This window comes from Nocardioides segetis, assembly GCF_051390595.1.
Taxonomy (GTDB): Bacteria; Actinomycetota; Actinomycetes; order Propionibacteriales; family Nocardioidaceae; genus Nocardioides.
On sequence record NZ_JBNINR010000011.1, the window covers coordinates 1 to 14,602 of the forward strand.

Sequence of the window (14,602 nt, forward strand, 5' to 3'; positions counted from 1 at the left end):
CTCCTGACCCACATCAACGCCACGCCCGGCACGATCACGGCAGGCGTCAACTACATCGCGATGGGCTGGTGACCCCCCGGTGACCCAAGAGCCACCCCGCACCGACGTCCTCGCCGAGCGGATCGACAACCTCGGCTCGAGGATCGCGTCGATGGAGTCCCGGATGGACGGGCTCGCGACGGAGAAGACCCTCATCGCGTTGATCGAGGGACGTGACCGCACCACGGCCGCGCAGATGAAGGCGATGCAGGACGACATCACCGACCTGACCAACGCACTGGCGACTGAGCGGGCAGAGCGGATCGCGGCTGACGAGCGTGAGATCCAGGCGCGGAAAGCAGCGGACGCCGCCGAGAAGGCAGATCGGGAGGGCGCGGACAAGCAGGCCGAAGATCGAACTCGATCCGCCAAGACCCTGGCCCTGTCTGCGATCGGAACCGGTCTCGCGGTCCTGGGTGCCGTGGTGCTCCTCATCAACAACATTGGGGGCCTCAGGTGAGGACACTCAAGATCGCCGCCGCGATCGTGGCCGTGGCCGTGGGCGCATGGATCATCGCGTTCGTCCTCGGCTTGGCAGCCAACCAGTCCGAGTCGCGTGCCGACCGTGCACGGATGACGGAGAAGATCGCGAATCTGGAAGCGACGGCCAAGGTCCGCGACGCGACGATCGCCGAGCTTCAGAAGCGGTGCGCCGACGCGGCTGGGTGCACTCCAGTCGTAGTCCCAGAAGCGATCCGCGGCGCTACGGGAGATCGCGGCATCCAAGGCCCCGTGGGCCCGCCTGGCCCCCGCGGTGAGTCCTGTGTCGAGGAGCTCGGGCTACGCACCTGCCGTGGCGACGACGGCGCCAACGGTGCCACTGGCGAGCCGGGCGCGAACGGTGCCGACGGTACGCCGGGCAAGGACGGGGCTGCTGGCAAGGACGGCGCCCAGGGGCCGCAGGGTGATCCGGGTCCTGCTGGTCCCGCTGGCCCCCAGGGTCCTGCTGGCACCGCCCAGCCCGGCTCGTACTCGTGCCCGGATGGCGAGGTCATGTCGGGCTTCACCGTCGCGGCAGACGGGTCCGTGTCGATCACCTGCCGTCCCGCTACTCCCCTGCCGCAAGGAGGCAACCAGTGACCCGCACACGCCGAGAAGCCATCGAGCATGCCGCCCTGGCCGACATCTACCTGCCCGCGGGGATGTGCGCCCGCTGGACCCGTGAGCAGTACGGCATCGGCCCGTCCGGCGATGCCGACGGCGACGGGGATGTCGACGCGATCGACGCCTGGCGCCGCGCGGTCAACCACCACCCCGGCGACCGCAACCCGCCACCCGGCGTCCCGGTGTTCTGGTCGGGCGGTTCAAAGGGGCACGGGCACGTCGCGATGTCGTGGCCGGGTGGCCGGATCCGTGGCACCGACTCCCCGATCTCGGGCCGCATCGGCACGGTCGACTTCGACTGGATCGAGAAGCACTGGGGGCTGACCTACCTCGGCTGGGCCGAGGGCATGTCCGGCGTGATGATCCCGGTCGACGCGCCGAAGCCGCCCAAGCCGCCGACTCAGTTGAGCAAGCTCCGCGACAAGCTCCGCGCGCTCAAGCTCAAGGCCAAGGCGAAGGGCAAGGCCAAGCGGAAGCGGAAGATCCGCGACGCGCTCCGAGAACTGCCGAAGCGATGAGCCTCGTCGTCCAAGGCGCGAACATCGCGGGCGCCAAAGAGTGCGATCTCCTGCTCGCCGAGATCGCCAGCCACAAGCCCGATGCCGTCGTGCTCACCGAGGCGTACTACTGGCGCCAGGACGTGCCCGGCTACACCACGGTCGACTGGTCGCGGAAGCGTCACGGCGCCGAGGCTCGCGATGTCGTCGTACTGGTCCGTGACGGTGTGCGGATCAAGCGGAAGCGGCTCAAGAAGATGGTCCGCGGCTGGTGGGGTCCGTTCACCGGCCGCAAGCGGGAGCCTCGCCGCTATCCCGTCGTCGTGCTCGTCAAGGACGGCGTGAGGTGGCCACTGCTCGCCGCCCACTTCCCTCCCGGCGGAGCGTCAGGCGGGATCAAGACTCGCGGCCGGAACAAGGGCGCGTGGCACGAGTCGGCACGCAAGGCCAAGCGGTGGCTCAAGCGCCGTGTCCGGGCGCTCGTGCTGGGCGACCTGAACGAGAACGCGGCCGGCGTGAAGAAGCACGTCGCACCAAAGGGCGCCCACGTCGCGATGGCGTCGAACGTCGATGGCGCCGTCGCCGTCGGAGCGTCGATCACCATCCGCCGACTGGACGCGCCGCCCAAGATGCACGGCTGGTTCGTCGCCACCTGCCGCGCCAACTGACCCGCCAGGTTCCTCCAACGATTGGAGCAAGACTGATGTCCACCAAGATCCTCACCCCGACCGTCCGACGCTGGATCTACGGTGTCGCGATCGCCGCGTTCGCCGTGCTCGTCTTCTACGGCGTCATCGACCCCGAAGCGTCGCCACTGCTGGCCGCGCTCGTCCTGGCGATCCTCAACGTCCCCAGCGACGACGAGTAGCCATGCTCGCCGCCGCGGTCATCGAACTCCCCGGCATCCTCCTCGGCCCGCTCGTCTGCCGGGTCCGTGGTCACCGCTGGCACGTGTGGACCCACCACGCGGCGACGTCGCTGCGGATCTGCCTCAGGTGCAGCCGAACCGACTGACCTCACCACCCCCGGCGTACCGTCGGACTCGTCCTTTCATGGGGGGCGATCCTTTCCGGGAAGTAGCCCGCCTCTCCTTCGGGAGGGGCGGGCTTTCGGCGTTATGGGCCGGTTATGGGAGCGCTATGCATAACTATGGGGTTCACCGCTTCCCCAGCAGCTTGCGGACCTGCATTCGGTCCAGTCCGGCACGGCGGGCGACCTCAGCCTCCGGGACGCCGCTCGACGCCGCCACACGAGCGACCGTCTTCACGTCCCGCAGGGCCTCCGCGTAGGCGTCGCGCGCAGTCCGCCACTTGTCGCCGACCTCGTCGAGGGTCGTGTCGCCGAGCAGGTACTGCACGATCAGCGACCAGGCGGCCTCTCGCTCGTGCGCGAGGTCGGGGTCATCGCCGATCCGCTCCGTAGCGGCGTCGGCCTCGGTTTCGAAGAGTGCGCGCTGCTCGTCGGTCATCTCCTCGGCGGCGGGGCCGAGCCAGGCCGTCCACTCGGCGCTCATCGCGAGACCTGCTCGGCCAGCTCCTGGATGCGGGCCTTGACGACCGTGTTGCCCGCGACGAATGCCTCGGGGTCGTCGTCGCGCTTCGGGAGGGCTTTGCGGGCCTCGGCGAGCTCGACGAACACGTCGTCGCCGATCAGGGTGCGGGCGGCCTTCTCGGCGTTGGAGATGTAGGTGTCGTTCTTCTCGGCGTAGTCCATGACGCCGAGTCGGATGGTGGTGGCTGCGGTTGCGGTGTCCATGTAGATAAGACTACAGGCCGTCTGTAGTCCTGTCTACATCTCGAAGGTAAAGAATCCGGCACACTCGCCCCATGGACACCCTGCTCGTCGTCACCCACCTCGCCGCCGCGATCGGCGGAGCGCTGATCGGCTGGTCGATGCGGGCCCGACGTCACCCGTAGGCCGACCCGACCCCCGGGATGACCCTCGCTCTGCACCAGCCACGAGTACGGCACCCACGCCGTGATGACCTTCTCGTGGACCGTCATCCGCTCGATGTACGTCACCCGCGCCTCCCACGACCCATCGCGAGCCCGCCGACGGTCGAGGATCAGCCCAGGCCACGACATCGGCACATGAGGCTTCTGCACCCACACGTGCGCACCACCCACCGGCCCAGCCATGAGTCGGACGGTACCCGTAGCCTCCGTCTGTGATCATCCACGCCGCACGCCGCCCCCGCACACCCCACGACCACACCGGCGAGCCAGAGATCGTCCGGTGGTCCGTCGAAGCCGACGACTACGACACCGGCATGGAGCAGATCCGCAGTGAGATCCCCGAGGGATGGCTGCTGCTCGGGGTCAGGGTCGAGGGCAGCTAGTCATCCAGAGCATCAAAGATGCTGTCCTGGTTCACGAAGGGCCGGCATACGAAGACGCCAGGAATCTTGTCGCCTACCTGCAGCAAGCCGCGGTCGTAAGTGAAGAGCTGGTCGCAACGGCTCATGACCGCCAGGGCGAGGTGCAGCGAGTCGGGGCCGCCGAGTTGGAAGTCGACGGCATACTGCATCGCCAACGTGCCAGCCCGAGCGGTGATGTCGACGTAGCGGAAGCCAGTATTCAGGAAGTAGTCGCGCGCCGTGTCAAGGCGCTGGTCGCGGTCGACCTTCGCAACGCCTTGTGGGGCACGAAGCTTCGAGTTGCCGATGGCCTCGGACACGACCAGGCCCGAGATGTGGCCGAGCGTCACTCCTTGCTCGGCGTCCCTCAGCGCAGCGGCCGCCTCTCGCGCCTCAGTCTGCCCTGGGAGCATGACGGCCAGGTACACGCAGGTGTCGAAATACACCTTCGCCGGATCACTCGCCACGGGTCGCCATCCACTCCTCCAGGCTGAACCAGGGCGAGCCGTCATCGTCGGCAAGGATCCCCGCCACTGTCGCAATGGGCGCCACCTCGCGCTCAGGCAGCACCTCGAACCCCTCCATCGTGATCCCCGTGGCTTGGCCAGCGGGATTCCGACCGACGAGTCCCCAGACTTCGATGCGGCGCCCCAGCGCCTCCGAGCGGATACGCGCTGCTATCGATGCGGGGTAGGTGACTCGGATCGAGCCGCTGCCATCGAGATCCAGGGCGATCTCACGCTTCCCGTGCTCGTTCCATCGGTCAGCGATGCCGCGGAAGGAGCCATAACTGATCGAATCGGCTCCAAGGGCGCGCTCGGCGTTGGCCACGACGACTGGCGAGAGAGGGAGGTCGACGCCCGCGAGGCCGGTCACGGTCACGCCAGTGGTGCCGCCGCGCCCGACGCGCTGGCCAATGTCACGCACCTTCTCGACCATGCGTCGGTTCCAGCCAACGGGCACAGCCGCTACGCGCTCGAGCCCGTCGAGTCCGGCGCGCAGCAGGGCGGATACGGGTACCTCGTCGGGCGCACCAACGGCCATGACTGCGGAGCCGATCCGGAGGTCGCTGATGGTCCAGTCCTGTCGCCCTGCGCCGCTGGCCTTGGATGCCTCGCCGAGGAGCACAAGCAGGTCATCGAAGGAGTCGCGCACGACCACAGCACTGATGCGCTCGCCGCCGATGTCGATGCCGATTGCCATTCGCCCCGCCTCCTCTCTTGAGGCAATTGTCCACGGTACCGGGACGATTGGTCTAGCAAATCACTCGACAAGTCCTCATCCGAGCTCGAACCCCAGCCGTGCAGCCGACCGCTGCCACTGACGCTGAGACCGCAGCCGACGCAGACGCCGCACCAGCATCGGGTCGGCCGCGAGAGCCTCGGGCCGGTCGATCAGCGCGTTGAGGACCTGGTAGTAACGAGTCGCGCTCATCCCGAACCGCTCCCGCACCGCAGACTCCTTCGCGCCGGCGTACTTCCACCACTGGCGCTCGAAGGTCAAGATCGCGGTCTCGGTGTCGGTGAGGTCGGGCATGGAGACAGGGTGCGGCAGGGGGCCGACGGAACTGATCCTCAAGGTTCCCGCGCGTGTACGTATACACACTTTCGTGCCCGACGCCGCCTCAGCCTGCCTGTGTCTGCTCGCCGAAAACCGCCGCTGACCTGCATGTTCTTGTGTCGATGCAGGTCAACAGCATAGCTGGTAGCGGGTTCGAATCCCGCCCCCTCTGCGTGGCGGCTGCTGCGGCGCTGCCGGACCAGCGAGGGCATCTACCCGGGTGTTGTGACACCTACCCGGGTGCTCGTGCAGCGAATTCCGTGCTGTAACCCTTAGTTACAAGGGGCGGCGCCGTCACAGCAGCGGCGCGAACCGCCCCGGCTCCGGGCGTACGGCGGCCGCCTGCTCCGCGGACCGGCTACGACGTCCGCGGTTGCCGGTGAGCGCGAGGTCGAGACGGATGAGCAGCCAGCCGAGGACGAGGCCGACGACCAGGCCGTAGACGACCGACAGCGTCGCCTCCTGCACCGAGACCGCCGGGTTGGCGAGGGCGGTGGCCGTGGAGGAGGTGGCTGCGACACCGAAGGCGCACACCCACCAGCCCTGCCGGCGCCGGGCGCGCATGTGGCACCCGTAGGCGAGGGCGGGGACGCCGAGGACGCTCGCGATGGGGCGCGGGAACGCGCCGAGGGTGTCGCGGCTCCACGCCACCCAGTCGAGCAGCTGGTCGACGAGGCCGGTGGATCCGTAGCGGCGCAGCAGCTCGGCGTACAGCAGCGTCGCGGCGAGCACGATCGCGCCGATCGCCACGATGATCAGGCCCCGGCGGCCCAGCCCGTGGAAGCCCGCGCCGAGTCGATGCACGAGCACGATGGCACCCACGAACGCCAGGCCGAGACCGACGTACTCGAAGCGCTCCTTCTGGATCGCCGGCTCGAATCCGACCGCGGCCATCGCGCCGATCCCGGCGACGAGCAGGCCGACCACGCACTCGCGGGCGGCGGTGGCGATCCCGGCGGCGGGCACGGTGATCATGACGCCGAGGACGGCGGCGACCGCCGAGGTCCCCACCGCGGCACCGGTGAGCAGCAGCTCGTTGTCGGTACCGACGGCCACCAGCCCGCAGGCCAGCGCGAGCGGGGCGAAGACCAGGGGCCGGCCACCGGTCCGTGCGGCCAGGCCCCAGGTGAAGGCGGTCGCGACGCCCACCGCGCCGGCGGTCCCGAGCCAGCCGGGCCCGACCGGGAGCATCGCGCAGACGAGCGCGCCGGTGCCGAGCGCGACGAGGACGAACCAGATCGTCAGCGGTGCCCGCGACGCCCCGAACTCACCGATGCGCTGCTCGAGCGGGACACGGGAGGGGGTGCGGGACACGGAGGAGCAGCCTATCCGGTGCCGGGGAACGCAGCTGGAGGCGGCAGCTGTAACTATCTGTTGTTGTCGCTACCTGACCGGTAGACCGGTACGCCAGCGACCTGGACGGGTAGTTACAGCTCGGCCCGAGGCAGGCGGCGGTTGCGGAGCGACGGATTGACCCGGCGGGCCTCCTCCAGCACCCCGCGCTCGAGCACGCCGCGCAGTACCTCCGGTCGCTCGGGCATCCCCGGGCCGGCCTCGGCGAGCACCTCGCCGAACGGGTCGAGCACCAGCGAGTGCCCGCAGTAGCGGGGCGCCGGCTGGCCGACCGCCGCGACGTAGACCGTGTTCTCGATGGCCCGGGCCGACAACAGGGTGCGCCAGTGGTCGACCTTCCGCGGCCCGGCCACCCACGCGGCGGGGACGACGATCGCCTCGGCGCCGCGGTCGACCAGCGTCCGCGCGAGCTCGGGGAACCGCAGGTCGTAGCAGGTCATCAGCCCGACTCTCCACCCGTGGACGTCGACGACGACCGGCTCGAGGGGGCCGGCGGTGAGGCGGTCGGACTCCCGATAGCCGAAGGAGTCGTACAGGTGCACCTTGCGGTACGACGCCGCGACGGCGCCGCGCACGAGCAGGGTGTTGTAGGGCCGCTCGGGGTCCGGGCCGGACTCGAACATGCCGGCGACGACCGTGGTGCCCTGCGCGGCCGCCGTCGCCGCGAGGGCGCTGCCGAACGGGCCGTCGAGGGGCTCGGCGTACGGGCTGACGTCGGAGCCGGCCGGGCCGAAGTCGCGGGCGAAGGCCTCGGGGAAGACCACCAGGTCGGCGTCCCCCGCATGCTCGGCGGCGAGACGGGCGAGGGCGTCGCGGTTGACCGCGGGGTCGAGCGCGGACGCTGCCTGCACCAGGGCCAGACGGAGGGTGGGGCTGGTCACGGTGCCAGCCTAGATGGCGGTTTGGGAGACTCCGTGCGTGGTGATCGAGCTGGGGCTGTCCGGGTACGCGGCGATCGTCCTCGCCGGCGGGCAGGGCTCCCGCCTCGGCGGGGTGGACAAGGCGTCCATCGAGGTGGACGGGCGCCCGCTGCTGGAGCACGCCCTCGACGCCGTCGTCGACGCGAGCGAGGTCGTGGTGGTCGGTCATCCGGTGCCGACCGACCGCCCGGTGACCTTCGTGCGCGAGGAGCCGCGGTTCGGCGGTCCGGCAGCCGGACTGCTGACCGGCCGGGACATGCTGCTGCGGACCTTCCCGACGATCGCGGTGCTCGCGGTGGACATGCCGCGGCTGCACGCCGGCACGTTCCGGCGGCTGCACGAGGCGGCCGTCGGCCACGAGGGCGCGGTGCTCGCGGACGCCGACGGCCGCCGCCAGCTCGCCTTCGTCGTGGAGACGGCCCGCCTCGACGCGGTCCGTCCCGACCACGAGGGCCAGCACGGCCTCTCGGTGCGGGCGCTGCTGGAGCCCCTCGACCTGGTCGCGGTGCCGCCCGTCGGCGACGAGGCCCGCGACATCGACACCTGGAGCGACCTGCGCGACGTCGCCTCCGAGGGTCCGTCTCTGGACTGATCCCGGACTGCTCGAACCCCTTGTCACCGAGCGGGCCGCCGTATCACTCTGGTCGGGTGAACCTCCATGACTGGATCGACGAGCTGTGCGACGTCTTGGACATCGAGGCCGAGGCCGACGAGGGCCTCCTGGTCGACCTCGCCGGGATCACGCACGAGAACGTCCACCCCGCTGCCGGATACGTGACCGCCTTCCTGATCGGCATCGCCGCGGGCGAGCAGGGCGCCGACCCGGACGGCGTCGAGCGGCTCGCCGCGCGGGCCCAGACCCTCGCCGAGTCGTGGGACCGGCCGGCGAACGCGACCGCCGCGGAGGACGAGGACGTCGACTTCGAGGAGCTCGGCGACGCCGACTACTCCGACGAGGACTCCCTGGTCTGAGCGCGTGCGGTGAGCGACCGGCCGGCCGTTGGTCGGCGTCGTCCCCCGGGTGCCAGACTGCCTGCATGCGCGCCGTGACCCAGACCGCCGCCGGCGGACCCGAGACCCTCGTCGTCACCGAGCTGCCCGACCCGACGCCGGGGCCCGGCGAGGTGCTCCTCGACGTGGCGGCGACGGCCGTCAACCGGGCCGACCTGCTGCAGCGGCAGGGCTTCTACCCGCCGCCGCCCGGCGCGTCGGAGGTGATCGGCCTGGAGTGCAGCGGCACCGTCGCCGCCGTCGGCCCCGGGGTGAGCACGTGGGCGGTCGGCGACCAGGTGTGCGCGCTGCTGGCCGGCGGCGGCTACGCGAGCCGCGTCGTCGTACCGGAGGGGCAGGTGATGACCGTCCCCGACGGCGTCGACCTGGTGAGCGCGGCCGCCCTGCCCGAGGTGGCGTGCACCGTGTGGTCCAACGTCTTCATGGTCGCCGCGCTGCGGCCCGGCGACAGCTTCCTCGTGCACGGCGGAGGCGGGGGGATCGGCACGTTCGCGATCCAGCTGGCCGCGGCGTCCGGAGCCCGGGTGTTCACCACCGCCGGCAGCGAGGAGAAGCTCGCCCGCTGCCGCGAGCTCGGCGCCGAGCGGGCGATCAACTACCGCGACGAGGACTTCGTCGCCGTGGTCCGACAGGCGACCGGCGGCGCCGGAGCCGACGTCGTGCTCGACAACATGGGCGCGAAGTACCTCGGGCGCAACGTCGACGTGCTCGCCGACGAGGGCCGCCTCGTCATCATCGGCATGCAGGGCGGGGCGAGGGCCGAGCTCGACATCGGCGCGCTGCTGTCGAAGCGGGGCGCCGTCATCGCGACCGCCCTGCGCTCGCGCCCGCTCGAGGGGAAGGCCCGGATCTGCGCGTCGGTCGTCGAGCACGTGTGGCCGCTCGTGGCCGACGGCACCGTCCGGCCGGTCGTCTCCGCCGTGCTCCCCCTCGACGACGTCGCCGACGCGCACCGGATGATCGAGTCCGGCGCCGCCGTCGGCAAGGTCGTGCTCACCCCCTGATCAGACCGGCCTGCTGTCGTCCAGGCACAAGATGTTGCCCTCGCTGTCCTTGAACCAGGCGGCGTGACCCATGCCCGCCATGCCGGCCACGTCACCGTCCCAGGACACCCCGGGCATGTCGTAGTGCTCGAAGTCCAGGCCGGACGCCTTCAGCTCCTGGACCACGGACCGGACGTCGGGCACGTGGAGCTGGGCGATGGTGTGCCCCGCCTTCCCCGCCTCCTGGGTCTCGTAGAGGAAGAAGTCCGTCCCGCCCGTCCGGTAGACCAGCCCGCCCGGGTTCTCGTCGACCGGTTCGAGACCGAGCGTGTCGGCGTAGAAGCGACGCGCCCGCTTGATGTCCGCGGCCGGGATGTTCGCCGTGACCTGACAGCCCTCCAACAGCATCGGACGGCCCTCCTCAGGCGCTCTGGAAGTGCGGGTGGTGGAGGTCGTGGAAGGTCGCCCCGGACATGGCGTACTCCAGCTCCCGGCGTACGTCGGCCGGCGGCTCGGTCCGCTCGCCCTCCCGGGCCGCCTCCTCCGAGGTGAAGGCGACGGTCTCGACGAAGAACCCGTCCGGCTCGATCGCCAGGGTCCCGCCGACGATCTCCGGGCGCGCCTCGTGCAGCGCGGTGGTGTCCGCCAGCATCGCCTTGAGGCGGCCGGGGTCGTCGACCCGGCCGGTGATGACCTGGACGAAGCCGGCCTCGTCGGAGCCGCCGTCGAGGAACAGGGTCACGTCGTCGCAGTCGTGGAAGGTGGCCGGGCCGTCCAGCAGCGCGCCGAACCGCTCGGCCCAGGCATCCTGCTCGGGACGCTCGGAGTTCGCCCGCGCGGCGTCGCGGGACGCGAAGCGGACGACGGCCACCAGCTGGTCGTCGTCGGTGAAGCCGTAGGTGCCGCCCAGCCAGCCGGTGGCACCGGGGGCCAGGTCGCGCCGCCACTCGTCGAGCAGCTCGTGGGCCTCGTCCTGCCGGGTGCAGCGGCCCTGGATCATCTGGATGAACATGTTGCCTCCTCGGTCATGGATCGCGTCGTGGACGTCGTAGCGTTGTCCACGGGAGCGGTCGAGGCGACACACACCGGGCCCCGGCCGGGCCCCGTCGGCAACCTACGCCGGCCCGGCGGCCGCGCCATCACCCAACGGGGGGATCGCTTCGGTCGCGCCGAGCGCGGGCGGGTCCGCGGGGCCGTGCCGGTAGGTTGGGGGCATGAGCGAGAACGCCTCCGGGAGCGAAGAGCAGATCGTCGTCATCGGACCCGACGGCCAGCCGATCGGCACCGTCCCCGCGTCCGCTGTCGAGCAGGCCGACGGACCGAGCGGCGACGCGGACGACGACGGCGAGCGGGCGCTGACCGACCTGGTCGAGCAGCCGGCCAAGGTGATGCGGATCGGCAGCATGATCCGGCAGCTCCTGGAGGAGGTGAAGGCCGCCCCGCTCGACGAGGCGAGCCGCAGCCGTCTCGCCGACATCCACCGCTCGTCGATCGCCGAGCTCGAGCAGGGCCTCGCCCCCGAGCTGGTCGAGGAGCTGGAGCGGCTCTCCCTGCCGTTCTCCGAGAACGCCACGCCGTCGGAGTCGGAGCTGCGGATCGCGCAGGCCCAGCTGGTGGGCTGGCTCGAGGGACTCTTCCACGGCATCCAGACCGCGATCTACGCCCAGCAGATGGCCGCCCGGGCACAGTTCGAGCAGATCCGCCGGGCGCTGCCGCCGGGCATGAGCCTCGGCGGCCCGGGTGGCGCGCCCGGCGCGCCGGGTGGTCAGCAGCAGGGGCAGGCGGCACCCGAGCAGCAGGGCGGCGAGCAGTCGTCCTCCGGCGGGATGTACCTCTGAGCCTGCCTCCACCGATTCCGGGCAGCCTGGATCCGCGCTGAGCCGACGCCAGCCTCGGCGTTGCCGGACGGCCGGCGGGGCGGCGGGGCGGCGGGGTGGCCCGCCCGGTCAGCGCGTGCGGGCGGTCAGGGCCGACGCCGGCCGAGGCGGGAGACCAGCAGCAGGCCGAGGAGGCCGATCAGGCTGATCGCACCCCCCGACGCGAGCACCCGCCCGATCCGGGGCGGGTCGCCCAGCGGCTCGTCGGGCTGGTGGAAGGCGACCGGCTCGGGCGGCGGGTCCGGCGTCGGTGGCGGCTCGACCGACGCGAGATAGGCCGTGAGCGTCGCCGCGACCTTCGGCGTCAGTCCCTTGGGCAGCGGCACCGTGCCTCCGCAGGCATCGGCCACGATGCCCTCGGGGGTGTCGCGGGTGAAGAAGAGGTACGCCGCCCCGGGCTGCACCGCCGGCTGGGAGCCGATCGGCCAGTCGACGGTCACCGCCGCCTGCTCGCCCTTGGGTACGTCGCCGCGCCAGGTGCGTCGCACGGCGACGGTGTAGCCGATCCGGCCCGTGCCCGGGGTCGGCGTGGCGGCCTCGACCCGGCCCGCGAAGACGTCGTCGGACGCGGCCGCGCGCTGGTCGACGGCGACCTCGTCGGTGAGATCGACCGGAGCGCACTCGGCCGGCAGCCCGCCCTCGACCGCCGAGGCGGCGCCCGGCACCGCCAGCAGCGTCACGGGCACCGCGAGCAGGGCGGCGCGGAGCAGTCGGGGGTGCCTCACCCCTCCATCCCACCAGATCCGGGGACGGGGAACCAGCGACCGATCTCGACCGCCGCACCGTCGTCCTCGACGGAGTCGGTCACCGCGTCGGCGACCGCCCGCACCTCCTCGACCGCCTGGCCCATGGCCACGCCGCGGCCCGCCCACTGCAGCATCTCGATGTCGTTGCGGCCGTCGCCGATCGCGAGCACGTCGGCGCGGTCGATGCCGAGCTGCTGCGCGACGTACTCGAGTCCAGACGCCTTGGAGACGCCGACCGGTGCGAGGTCGAGCCACGCGGTCCAGCCGACGATGTAGTCGGTCCCGTGCAGGCCGAGATTGGCCGCGAGCGCGACGAAGTCCTCGGCCGTGGCCTTCGGGTCGCGGATGATCACGCGACTGACGGGCTCGGCGACCATGTCCTCGACGGCGGCCACGATCGTCGTACCGCCGAGCTCGCCCTCGGGGAAGGCTCCCGACACGCGGTAGCCGACCCCGCGCTCCTCGACCGCGACGAGCGCCTCCGGGTGCTGCGCGAGGACGGCGGCGACGGCGGGGCGGGCGTCGAAGGTGACCTCGTGGACCACCTCGGCGGGCGGGTACCGCAGCACCACCGCGCCGTTGGCGGCGACGATCCACAGCTTCTCGCCGTGACCGTGGAGGGCGAGCTTGTCGGCCACGACCGTCATGTTGTGCGGGGCCCGGCCCGACGACAAGACGATGTGGGCGCCCGCGTCGAGGACCCGCTGGACGGCGTCGTGGACCGCCGGCGTCACCTCCTCGTGGCTCATGCCGAGGCCGGCCACCCACTTGAGCAGGGTCCCGTCGATGTCGAGCGCGACGAGGCGGGGCTGCCAGCCGGGCTGTCCCGGCTCGGTCATCGGGTCACCGGCTCGAGGACCTCGAGGCCGCCCAGGAAGGGCCGCAGCGCCTTCGGGACCCGGACCGAGCCGTCGGCCTGCTGGTGGGTCTCCAGCACCGCGACGATGGCGCGGGTGATCGCGGTGAGCGTCCCGTTGAGGGTGGCGATCGGGCCCGTCCGGTCGCCGAACCGGCCCCGGGTGTCGAGTCGCCGGGTCTGGAAGTCGGTGCAGTTGGAGGTCGAGGTGAGCTCGCGGTACTTGCCCTGGGTGGGGATCCACGCCTCGCAGTCGAACTTGCGGATCGCACTGCCGCCGAGGTCGCCCGCGGCGATGTCGACGACGCGGTAGGCGAGCTCGAGCTTGTCGAGGAACTCCTTCTCCCACGCGAGCAGTCGCTGGTGCTCGGCGGCGGCGTCCTCGAGGGTGGCGTAGACGAACATCTCGACCTTGTCGAACCAGTGGACGCGGATGATCCCCTTGGTGTCCTTGCCGTGGGAGCCGGCCTCCTTGCGGAAGCACGGGCTGAACGACGCGTAGCGACGCGGCAGCGACGCGCCGTCGAGGATCTCCTGGGAGTGGTAGGCCGCCATCGGCACCTCGGAGGTGCCGACGAGGTAGAGGTCCTCGCCCTCGATCCGGTAGATGTCCTCGCCGCCGCCCTGGTCGAGGTAGCCGGTGCCCTCCATCGCCTCGGTGCGCACCAACGAGGGCGCGATGACCGGGGTGAAGCCCGCGTCGCGCGCCTGCTCCATGGCGAGGTTGACCAGCGCCAGCTCGAGCTGCGCGCCGACGCCGGTGAGGAAGTAGAACCGGCTGCCGCTGACCTTGGCCCCGCGCTCGAGGTCGATCGCGCCGAGCATCCGGCCGAGCTCGATGTGGTCGCGGGGCTCGAAGCCCTCGGCGGCGAAGTCGCGCGGCGTACCGATCTCCTCCAGGACCACGAAGTCGTCCTCGCCGCCCGCGGGCGTCGCGTCGTCGACCACGTTGGGGATCGCCTTGAGTGCCGCCGTCCAGGCCTCGTCGGCGGCGCCCTGGGCGGCCTCCAGGTCCTTGACCTCCGCCGCGAGCTGCTTGACCTGCGCCAACAGGGCCTGCTTCTCCTCGCCGCTCGCCTGGGCGACCTGCTTGCCGAAGGTCTTCTGCGCCGCGCGCTTCTCCTCGAAGGCGGCGATGGCGGCGCGACGGGCGGCGTCGGCGGCGAGCGCGCTGTCGACCACGTCGGGAGAAGCTCCGCGCTTGGTCTGCGAGGCACGGACGCGGTCGGGCTCGTCGCGGAGGAGGCGCGGGTCGATCATGGCGCTCAGGCTAGCCGTCGGGTCCCACACTGCGCGCATC

The 14,602-nt window shown here is 71.4% G+C and carries 23 protein-coding genes; 11 read left to right on the top strand and 12 right to left on the bottom strand.

Going from position 1 to position 14,602, the window contains the following annotated elements; translation table 11 throughout:
* The first annotated feature begins 151 nt into the window (after window positions 1-151).
* Genes ACPZVR_RS17735 through ACPZVR_RS17760 form a run of 6 tightly spaced genes read left to right on the top strand, consistent with a single transcriptional unit; the run spans window position 152 to window position 2,654 of the window.
* Window positions 152-499: a hypothetical protein gene (locus tag ACPZVR_RS17735; RefSeq protein ID WP_436700985.1), complete on the top strand. Its 348-nt coding sequence runs from the start codon at window positions 152-154 to the stop codon at window positions 497-499.
* Window positions 496-1,119, top strand: a complete 624-nt coding sequence (locus ACPZVR_RS17740) for a hypothetical protein (RefSeq protein WP_436700986.1) — start codon at window positions 496-498, stop codon at window positions 1,117-1,119. Before ACPZVR_RS17735 ends, ACPZVR_RS17740 begins: the two co-directional genes overlap by 4 nt.
* Window positions 1,116-1,661 (top strand): hypothetical protein, encoded by a 546-nt coding sequence (locus ACPZVR_RS17745; protein ID WP_436700987.1) that lies wholly within the window; start codon window positions 1,116-1,118, stop codon window positions 1,659-1,661. The genes ACPZVR_RS17740 and ACPZVR_RS17745 overlap by 4 nt, the downstream gene beginning before the upstream one ends.
* Complete coding sequence (locus ACPZVR_RS17750) at window positions 1,658-2,308, top strand: hypothetical protein (RefSeq protein ID WP_436700988.1); 651 nt, start codon at window positions 1,658-1,660, stop codon at window positions 2,306-2,308. Before ACPZVR_RS17745 ends, ACPZVR_RS17750 begins: the two co-directional genes overlap by 4 nt.
* A 35-nt stretch (window positions 2,309-2,343) precedes the next feature.
* Window positions 2,344-2,508, top strand: a complete 165-nt coding sequence (locus ACPZVR_RS17755) for a hypothetical protein (RefSeq protein WP_436700990.1) — start codon at window positions 2,344-2,346, stop codon at window positions 2,506-2,508.
* Window positions 2,509-2,510: 2 nt separating this feature from the next.
* Window positions 2,511-2,654, top strand: coding sequence for a hypothetical protein (locus ACPZVR_RS17760; RefSeq protein ID WP_436700991.1), 144 nt, complete (start codon window positions 2,511-2,513; stop codon window positions 2,652-2,654).
* 142 nt (window positions 2,655-2,796) lie between these two features.
* Here ACPZVR_RS17760 and ACPZVR_RS17765 read toward each other — a convergent pair whose 3' ends face one another.
* Both ACPZVR_RS17765 and ACPZVR_RS17770 read right to left on the bottom strand, forming a co-directional pair.
* Entirely contained in the window at window positions 2,797-3,153 is a 357-nt protein-coding gene (locus ACPZVR_RS17765; protein ID WP_436700992.1) for a hypothetical protein, read from the bottom strand.
* The gene (locus ACPZVR_RS17770; protein WP_436700993.1) at window positions 3,150-3,395 is read right to left on the bottom strand and encodes a hypothetical protein; all 246 of its coding nucleotides are present in this window, start codon (window positions 3,393-3,395) and stop codon (window positions 3,150-3,152) included. Before ACPZVR_RS17770 ends, ACPZVR_RS17765 begins: the two co-directional genes overlap by 4 nt.
* 412 nt (window positions 3,396-3,807) lie before the next feature.
* Between ACPZVR_RS17770 and ACPZVR_RS17775 the strand changes: the two genes are divergently transcribed.
* Window positions 3,808-3,978, top strand: a complete 171-nt coding sequence (locus ACPZVR_RS17775) for a hypothetical protein (protein ID WP_436700994.1) — start codon at window positions 3,808-3,810, stop codon at window positions 3,976-3,978.
* Here ACPZVR_RS17775 and ACPZVR_RS17780 read toward each other — a convergent pair.
* The 5 genes from ACPZVR_RS17780 to ACPZVR_RS17800 form a co-directional block, all read right to left on the bottom strand.
* Entirely contained in the window at window positions 3,975-4,463 is a 489-nt protein-coding gene (locus ACPZVR_RS17780; protein WP_436700995.1) for a type II toxin-antitoxin system VapC family toxin, read from the bottom strand. The genes ACPZVR_RS17775 and ACPZVR_RS17780 overlap by 4 nt on opposite strands.
* Entirely contained in the window at window positions 4,453-5,199 is a 747-nt protein-coding gene (locus ACPZVR_RS17785) for a hypothetical protein (RefSeq protein ID WP_436700996.1), read from the bottom strand. The genes ACPZVR_RS17780 and ACPZVR_RS17785 overlap by 11 nt, the downstream gene beginning before the upstream one ends.
* Window positions 5,200-5,274: 75 nt before the next feature.
* On the bottom strand, window positions 5,275-5,532 hold the full coding sequence (locus tag ACPZVR_RS17790) for a DUF3263 domain-containing protein (protein WP_436700997.1): 258 nt from the start codon (window positions 5,530-5,532) through the stop codon (window positions 5,275-5,277).
* Between the two features lie 318 nt (window positions 5,533-5,850).
* Entirely contained in the window at window positions 5,851-6,870 is a 1,020-nt protein-coding gene (locus ACPZVR_RS17795) for a hypothetical protein (protein ID WP_436700998.1), read from the bottom strand.
* 113 nt (window positions 6,871-6,983) lie between these two features.
* Entirely contained in the window at window positions 6,984-7,790 is an 807-nt protein-coding gene (locus ACPZVR_RS17800; protein WP_436700999.1) for a carbon-nitrogen hydrolase family protein, read from the bottom strand.
* A 37-nt stretch (window positions 7,791-7,827) separates the two neighbouring features.
* On the opposite strand from ACPZVR_RS17800, the gene mobA reads away from it, so the two are divergent.
* The 3 genes from mobA (at window position 7,828) to ACPZVR_RS17815 (ending at window position 9,844) form a co-directional block, all read left to right on the top strand.
* A complete protein-coding gene (gene mobA, locus ACPZVR_RS17805) occupies window positions 7,828-8,421 on the top strand; it encodes a molybdenum cofactor guanylyltransferase (RefSeq protein WP_436701001.1) in 594 nt (197 codons plus the stop codon).
* Window positions 8,422-8,477: 56 nt separating this feature from the next.
* Window positions 8,478-8,801: a DUF6457 domain-containing protein gene (locus tag ACPZVR_RS17810; RefSeq protein ID WP_436701002.1), complete on the top strand. Its 324-nt coding sequence runs from the start codon at window positions 8,478-8,480 to the stop codon at window positions 8,799-8,801.
* 65 nt (window positions 8,802-8,866) lie between these two features.
* Window positions 8,867-9,844: an NAD(P)H-quinone oxidoreductase gene (locus ACPZVR_RS17815; protein ID WP_436701003.1), complete on the top strand. Its 978-nt coding sequence runs from the start codon at window positions 8,867-8,869 to the stop codon at window positions 9,842-9,844.
* On the opposite strand, the gene ACPZVR_RS17820 is transcribed toward ACPZVR_RS17815, so the two are convergent.
* Both ACPZVR_RS17820 and ACPZVR_RS17825 read right to left on the bottom strand, forming a co-directional pair.
* Window positions 9,845-10,231 carry a VOC family protein gene (locus ACPZVR_RS17820; protein WP_436701004.1) on the bottom strand — a complete coding sequence of 129 codons (387 nt, stop codon included), beginning with the start codon at window positions 10,229-10,231 and terminating at the stop codon, window positions 9,845-9,847. It abuts the gene before it with no gap.
* 13 nt (window positions 10,232-10,244) lie between these two features.
* Window positions 10,245-10,835 (bottom strand): hypothetical protein, encoded by a 591-nt coding sequence (locus tag ACPZVR_RS17825; protein ID WP_436701006.1) that lies wholly within the window; start codon window positions 10,833-10,835, stop codon window positions 10,245-10,247.
* Window positions 10,836-11,037: 202 nt separating this feature from the next.
* Here ACPZVR_RS17825 and ACPZVR_RS17830 point away from each other — a divergent pair, with 202 nt between their 5' ends.
* Window positions 11,038-11,661 carry a bacterial proteasome activator family protein gene (locus ACPZVR_RS17830; RefSeq protein ID WP_436701007.1) on the top strand — a complete coding sequence of 208 codons (624 nt, stop codon included), beginning with the start codon at window positions 11,038-11,040 and terminating at the stop codon, window positions 11,659-11,661.
* A gap of 125 nt (window positions 11,662-11,786) precedes the next feature.
* On the opposite strand, the gene ACPZVR_RS17835 is transcribed toward ACPZVR_RS17830, so the two are convergent.
* The 3 genes from ACPZVR_RS17835 to serS are packed head-to-tail and all read right to left on the bottom strand — an operon-like array spanning window position 11,787 to window position 14,562.
* Window positions 11,787-12,425 carry a hypothetical protein gene (locus ACPZVR_RS17835; RefSeq protein WP_436701009.1) on the bottom strand — a complete coding sequence of 213 codons (639 nt, stop codon included), beginning with the start codon at window positions 12,423-12,425 and terminating at the stop codon, window positions 11,787-11,789.
* Complete coding sequence (locus tag ACPZVR_RS17840) at window positions 12,422-13,285, bottom strand: HAD family hydrolase (protein ID WP_436701011.1); 864 nt, start codon at window positions 13,283-13,285, stop codon at window positions 12,422-12,424. Before ACPZVR_RS17840 ends, ACPZVR_RS17835 begins: the two co-directional genes overlap by 4 nt.
* Window positions 13,282-14,562: a serine--tRNA ligase gene (gene serS / locus ACPZVR_RS17845; RefSeq protein ID WP_436701012.1), complete on the bottom strand. Its 1,281-nt coding sequence runs from the start codon at window positions 14,560-14,562 to the stop codon at window positions 13,282-13,284. Before serS ends, ACPZVR_RS17840 begins: the two co-directional genes overlap by 4 nt.
* Window positions 14,563-14,602: the final 40 nt, after the last annotated feature.